This window comes from Mycobacterium sp. E735, assembly GCF_001666955.1.
Lineage (GTDB): Bacteria > Actinomycetota > Actinomycetes > Mycobacteriales > Mycobacteriaceae > Mycobacterium.
In genome coordinates this window covers 1-5,315 of record NZ_LZIX01000013.1, presented here as the reverse complement: position 1 = coordinate 5,315, position 5,315 = coordinate 1, and the positions used below count along the sequence as shown (strand labels likewise).

Sequence of the window (5,315 nt, the reverse complement as noted above, 5' to 3'; positions counted from 1 at the left end):
GAGGCCATCGCCAACGCCAAGGCCGTCACCGACCGGCCGTCGTTCATCGAGCTGCGCACCATCATCGGCTTCCCGGCGCCGAAGTTGATGAACACGGGCAAGGCGCACGGAGCGGCGCTGGGCGACGAGGAGGTCGCTGCCGTCAAGGAGATCCTGGGCTTCGACCCGGGCAAGAACTTCGAGGTGCGCGACGAAGTCATCGCCCACACCCGGAAGCTGGTGGACCGGGGCAAGGAAGCGCACGAGAAGTGGCAGGCGGACTTCGACGCCTGGGCGCAGCGCGAACCCGACCGCAAGGCGCTGCTGGACCGGTTGACCGCCGAGGAATTGCCCGAGGGCTGGGACGCCGACATTCCGCGCTGGGAACCGGGCGACAAGGCGTTGGCCACCCGGGCCGCGTCCGGTGAGGTGCTGTCCGCGCTGGGCCCGAAACTGCCGGAGTTGTGGGGCGGCTCGGCCGACCTCGCGGGCAGCAACAACACCACCATGAAGGGCGTGGATTCGTTTGGCCCGCCGTCGATTTCGACGAAGGACTACACCGCGCACTGGTACGGCCGAACGCTGCACTTCGGCGTGCGCGAGCACGCGATGGCGGCCATCCTGTCCGGCATCGTGCTGCACGGACCGACCCGCGCCTACGGCGGCACGTTCCTGCAGTTCTCCGACTACATGCGTCCGGCGGTGCGACTGGCCGCGCTGATGGACATCGACACCATCTACGTGTGGACGCACGATTCGATCGGCCTCGGCGAGGACGGCCCGACCCACCAGCCAATCGAACACCTCGCGGCGCTGCGCGCCATCCCCAAGCTGTCGGTGGTGCGGCCCGCCGACGCCAACGAGACCGCGTACGCCTGGCGCACCATCCTGGCCCGCGGCAACGGCAGCGGTCCCGTCGGGCTGATCCTGACCCGCCAGGGCGTGCCGATCCTCGAGGGCACCAACATCGAGGGCGTGGCCCGGGGTGGCTACATCCTGGGCGACGAGGGGGCCGAGGATCCCGACGTCGTGCTGATCGCCACCGGCTCTGAGGTCCAGCTCGCAGTGGACGCCCAGAAGTTGTTGGCCGACAAGGACATTGTCGCGCGGGTGGTGTCGATGCCGTGCGTGGAATGGTTCGAGTCGCAGCCCGAGGACTACCGCGACAGCGTGCTCCCCCCGTCGGTGTCGGCCCGGGTGGCCGTCGAGGCGGGCGTCGCGCAGTCCTGGCACAAGCTCGTCGGCGACACCGGCCGCATCGTCTCGATCGAGCACTATGGCGAATCCGCCGACTACAAGACTTTGTTCCGTGAATTCGGTTTCACCGCAGAAGCCGTCGCGGCCGCCGCGGAACAGGTAGTGGACAACTGAGAAAGGGTGATTCACATGACTCAGAACCCTAACCTCGCGGCGCTGTCCGCCGCGGGCGTATCCGTGTGGCTGGACGACCTGTCGCGCGAGAGGTTGCAGTCGGGCAACCTGAAGGAGCTCATCGACACCAAAAGCGTTGTGGGCGTGACGACCAACCCGTCGATCTTCCAGAAGGCGCTCGCCGACAGCGACACCTACAACGACCAGATCTCCGAATTGGCGGAGCGCGGCGCCGACGTGGACGCCACGATCCGCACGGTCACCACCGACGATGTCCGCAACGCCTGCGATGTGCTGCGGCCGCAGTGGGAAGCCTCCGACGGCGTCGACGGCCGGGTCTCCATCGAGGTCGATCCGCGCCTGGCCGCCGAGACCGACAAGACCACCGCACAGGCCGTCGAGCTGTGGAAGATCGTCGACCGCCCCAACCTGTTCATCAAGATCCCGGCGACCAAGGCCGGAATTCCGGCGATCACCGCCGTTCTCGCCGAAGGGATCTCGGTCAACGTCACCCTCATCTTCTCCGTCGAGCGGCACCGCCAGGTGATGGACGCCTACCTGGCCGGCCTGGAGAAGGCGCGCGAGGCGGGACACGACCTGTCCAAGATCCATTCCGTCGCATCGTTTTTCGTGTCGCGCGTGGACACCGAGGTGGACAAGCGCTTGGAGAAGATCGGCTCGGAGGAGGCGCTCGCTCTGCGCGGGCAGGCCGGGGTGGCCAACGCCCGGCTGGCCTACGCGGCCTACCAGGAAATCTTCGAGGGCGGCGACCGCTACGAGGCGCTCAAGGGCAGCGGGGCCCGCGTGCAGCGTCCGCTGTGGGCGTCGACCGGGGTCAAGAACCCCGACTACTCCGACACCCTGTACGTCACCGAGCTGGTCGCGCCGAACACGGTGAACACCATGCCGGAGAAGACGATTGACGCCGTGGCCGACCACGGCGAGATCAAGGGTGACACCGTCACCGGCACCGCTTCCTCGGCCCAGGAACTGTTCGACAAGCTGGCCGGAGTCGGGGTCGACCTGACCGACGTGTTCGTCGTGCTGGAGAACGAGGGCGTGGAGAAGTTCGTGGAGTCGTGGACCGAGCTGCTGGAGGAGACACAGAAGCAGCTGGGTTCCGCCTCGAAATGAGTCCGGCTCGCACCGCTGAACAATGGCATAACCCGTTACGGGACAAGCGCGACAAACGGCTGCCGAGGATCGCCGGCCCCTGCGGCATGGTGATCTTCGGCGTCACCGGGGATCTCGCCCGCAAGAAGGTGATGCCGGCCATCTACGACCTGGCCAACCGCGGGCTGCTGCCGCCGAGCTTCTCGCTGGTGGGATTCGCGCGCCGGGACTGGGAAACCCAGGACTTCCGCAAGGTCGTCTACCAGGCCGTCAAGGACCACTGCCGCACCCCCTTCCGGGAGGAGAACTGGGAACGGCTGGCCGAGGGATTCCGCTTCGTCCCAGGATCTTTCGACGACGATGCGTCGTTCGGCCGGCTGGCCGAAACCCTGGACAAGCTGGACGCCGAGCGGGGCACCGGCGGCAACCACGCGTTCTACCTGGCGATCCCGCCGAAGTCCTTCCCGGTGGTGTGCGATCAGCTGCACAAGTCCGGGTTGGCGCGCCCGCAGGGCGACCGCTGGAGCCGGGTGGTCATCGAGAAACCCTTCGGACACGACCTGCAGAGCGCACAGGCCCTCAACCACGCGGTCAACGCCGTCTTCCCGGAGGAGGCGGTGTTCCGCATCGACCACTACCTCGGCAAGGAGACCGTGCGCAACATCCTGGCGTTGCGCTTCGCCAACCAGTTGTTCGACCCGATCTGGAACGCGCACTATGTGGACCACGTGCAGATCACGATGGCCGAGGACATCGGATTGGGCGGGCGCGCGGGATATTACGACGGCATCGGGGCCGCCCGCGACGTCATCCAGAACCACCTGATGCAGCTGCTGGCGCTCACCGCCATGGAAGAGCCGGTCAGCTTCAACCCGTCGGCGTTGCAGACCGAGAAGATCAAGGTGCTCTCGGCGACCCAACTGGCCCAGCCGCTGGACGAGACCACCAGCCGCGGCCAGTACACCGGTGGCTGGCAGGGCGGCGAGAAGGTCGTCGGGCTGCTCGACGAGGAGGGGTTCGCCAAGGACTCCACCACCGAGACGTTCGCGGCCATCACGCTGGAGGTGGACACCCGCCGCTGGGCCGGCGTCCCGTTCTATCTGCGGACCGGAAAACGGCTGGGCCGCAGGGTCACCGAGATCGCCCTGGTCTTCAAGCGTGCCCCGCACCTGCCGTTCGATGCCACCATGACCGACGAGCTGGGCGCCAACGCGATGGTCATCCGGGTGCAGCCAGACGAGGGCATCACGCTGCGGTTCGGTTCCAAGGTGCCGGGAACCGCGATGGAGGTCCGCGACGTCAACATGGACTTCTCCTACGGCTCGGCGTTCGCCGAGGAGTCACCGGAGGCCTACGAACAGCTGATCCTCGACGTACTGCTGGGCGAGCCCTCCCTGTTCCCGGTCAACGAAGAGGTCGAATTGGCTTGGGAGATATTGGATCCCGTGCTGGATAACTGGGCTTCCGACGGCAAACCCGAGCCGTACGAGGCCGGCACCTGGGGCCCGGAGTCGGCGTTCGAGATGCTGCGACGGACCGGGCGCGAATGGCGGCGGCCCTAAATGATCCGCGCCGACGACGATGCAGAACGCTGAGGAGGGGCGCCCTTGATCATCGACATGCCGGACACCACCACCACCGCGGTCAACAAGAAGCTCGACGAACTGCGGGAAAAGGTCGGCGCCGTGACGATGGGCCGGGTGCTGACGCTGATCATCGCGCCGGACAGCGATGCCATCCTCGAAGAGTCGCTCGAGGCGGCCAACAATGCCAGCCACGAGCATCCCAGCCGGGTGATCGTGACGATGCGGGGCGATCCGTACGCCGATGAGCCGCGCCTGGACGCGCAGTTGCGGGCGGGCGGCGACACCGGCGCCACCGAGGTCGTGATCCTCAACCTGTCCGGGGCGCTGGCCGGCCACGCCGCCAGTGTGGTGACCCCGTTTCTGCTTCCCGACATCCCGGTGGTGGCGTGGTGGCCGGACGTGGCGCCGGCCATCCCCGCCCAGGATCCGTTGGGCAAGTTGGCGATTCGGCGCATCACCGACGCGACCAATGGAACCGATCCGCTGGCGGCGATCAAGGGCCGGCTGCCCGGCTATACCGCCGGCGACACCGACCTGGCCTGGGCCCGCATCACCTACTGGCGGGCGCTGCTCACCTCCGCGGTCGACCTGCCGCCCCACGAGCCGATCGAGTCGGCCCTGGTGTCCGGTTTGAAAACCGAACCGGCGCTTGACATCCTCGCCGGCTGGCTGGCCAGCCGCATCGACGGCCCGGTGCGCCGGGCGGTTGGCGAGCTCAAGGTGGAACTCACGCGCAAGAGCGAGACCATCGTCTTGAGCCGGCCTCAGGAGGGCAGGACGGCAACACTGAGCCGCACCGCCAAGCCGGATGCCCTGCTTCCCCTGGCGCGCAGGGAAACCGGCGAGTGCCTCGCCGAAGACCTGCGGCGGCTCGATCCCGATGAGATTTACCAGACAGCGTTAGAAGGCATTGAGAAAGTGCAGTACGTGTGAGCACCATCGTCGAAGTTTTCCCGCAGAGCAAGGCGCTGGTCGAGGCCGCGGCCAACCGATTGGCGGAGAGCATCCGCAACGCCGTGGCGGCCCGGGACCGGGCACTGGTGGTGCTGACCGGCGGCGGCAACGGCATCGGGTTGCTCGAGTCGCTGGCGGGCCTCGATATCGCCTGGCCCAAGGTGCACCTGTTCTGGGGCGACGAACGCTACGTCCCCGAGGACGACGACGAGCGCAACGACAAGCAGGCGCGGGCGGCGCTGCTGGACCGGATCGACATCCCGTCCAGCCACGTGCACGCGATGCCGGCCAGCGACGGCGAATTCGGCACCG

General features: G+C 67.5%; 5 protein-coding genes. All 5 read left to right on the top strand.

Annotation, left to right across the window (positions count from 1 at the left end):
* The coding region (locus A5704_RS01555; RefSeq protein WP_197508430.1) for a transketolase at positions 1-1,350 on the top strand (1,350 nt) is incomplete at its 5' end.
* A gap of 15 nt (positions 1,351-1,365) precedes the next feature.
* On the top strand, positions 1,366-2,484 hold the full coding sequence (gene tal, locus A5704_RS01550) for a transaldolase (protein ID WP_067753048.1): 1,119 nt from the start codon (positions 1,366-1,368) through the stop codon (positions 2,482-2,484).
* On the top strand, positions 2,481-4,025 hold the full coding sequence (zwf, locus tag A5704_RS01545) for a glucose-6-phosphate dehydrogenase (protein ID WP_067753045.1): 1,545 nt from the start codon (positions 2,481-2,483) through the stop codon (positions 4,023-4,025). The genes tal and zwf overlap by 4 nt, the downstream gene beginning before the upstream one ends.
* Positions 4,026-4,070: 45 nt before the next feature.
* A complete protein-coding gene (gene opcA / locus A5704_RS01540) occupies positions 4,071-4,982 on the top strand; it encodes a glucose-6-phosphate dehydrogenase assembly protein OpcA (RefSeq protein WP_067753042.1) in 912 nt (303 codons plus the stop codon).
* On the top strand, positions 4,979-5,315 hold a 337-nt coding region (locus A5704_RS01535; RefSeq protein ID WP_197508429.1), incomplete at its 3' end, for a 6-phosphogluconolactonase. The genes opcA and A5704_RS01535, both read left to right, overlap by 4 nt.

Excerpts from the sequence above, each read along its gene's own strand:
- tal (WP_067753048.1), top strand. The coding sequence starts at position 1,366 with ATGACTCAGAACCCTAACCTCGCGGCGCTGTCCGCCGCGGGCGTATCC.
- zwf (WP_067753045.1), top strand. The coding sequence starts at position 2,481 with ATGAGTCCGGCTCGCACCGCTGAACAATGGCATAACCCGTTACGGGAC.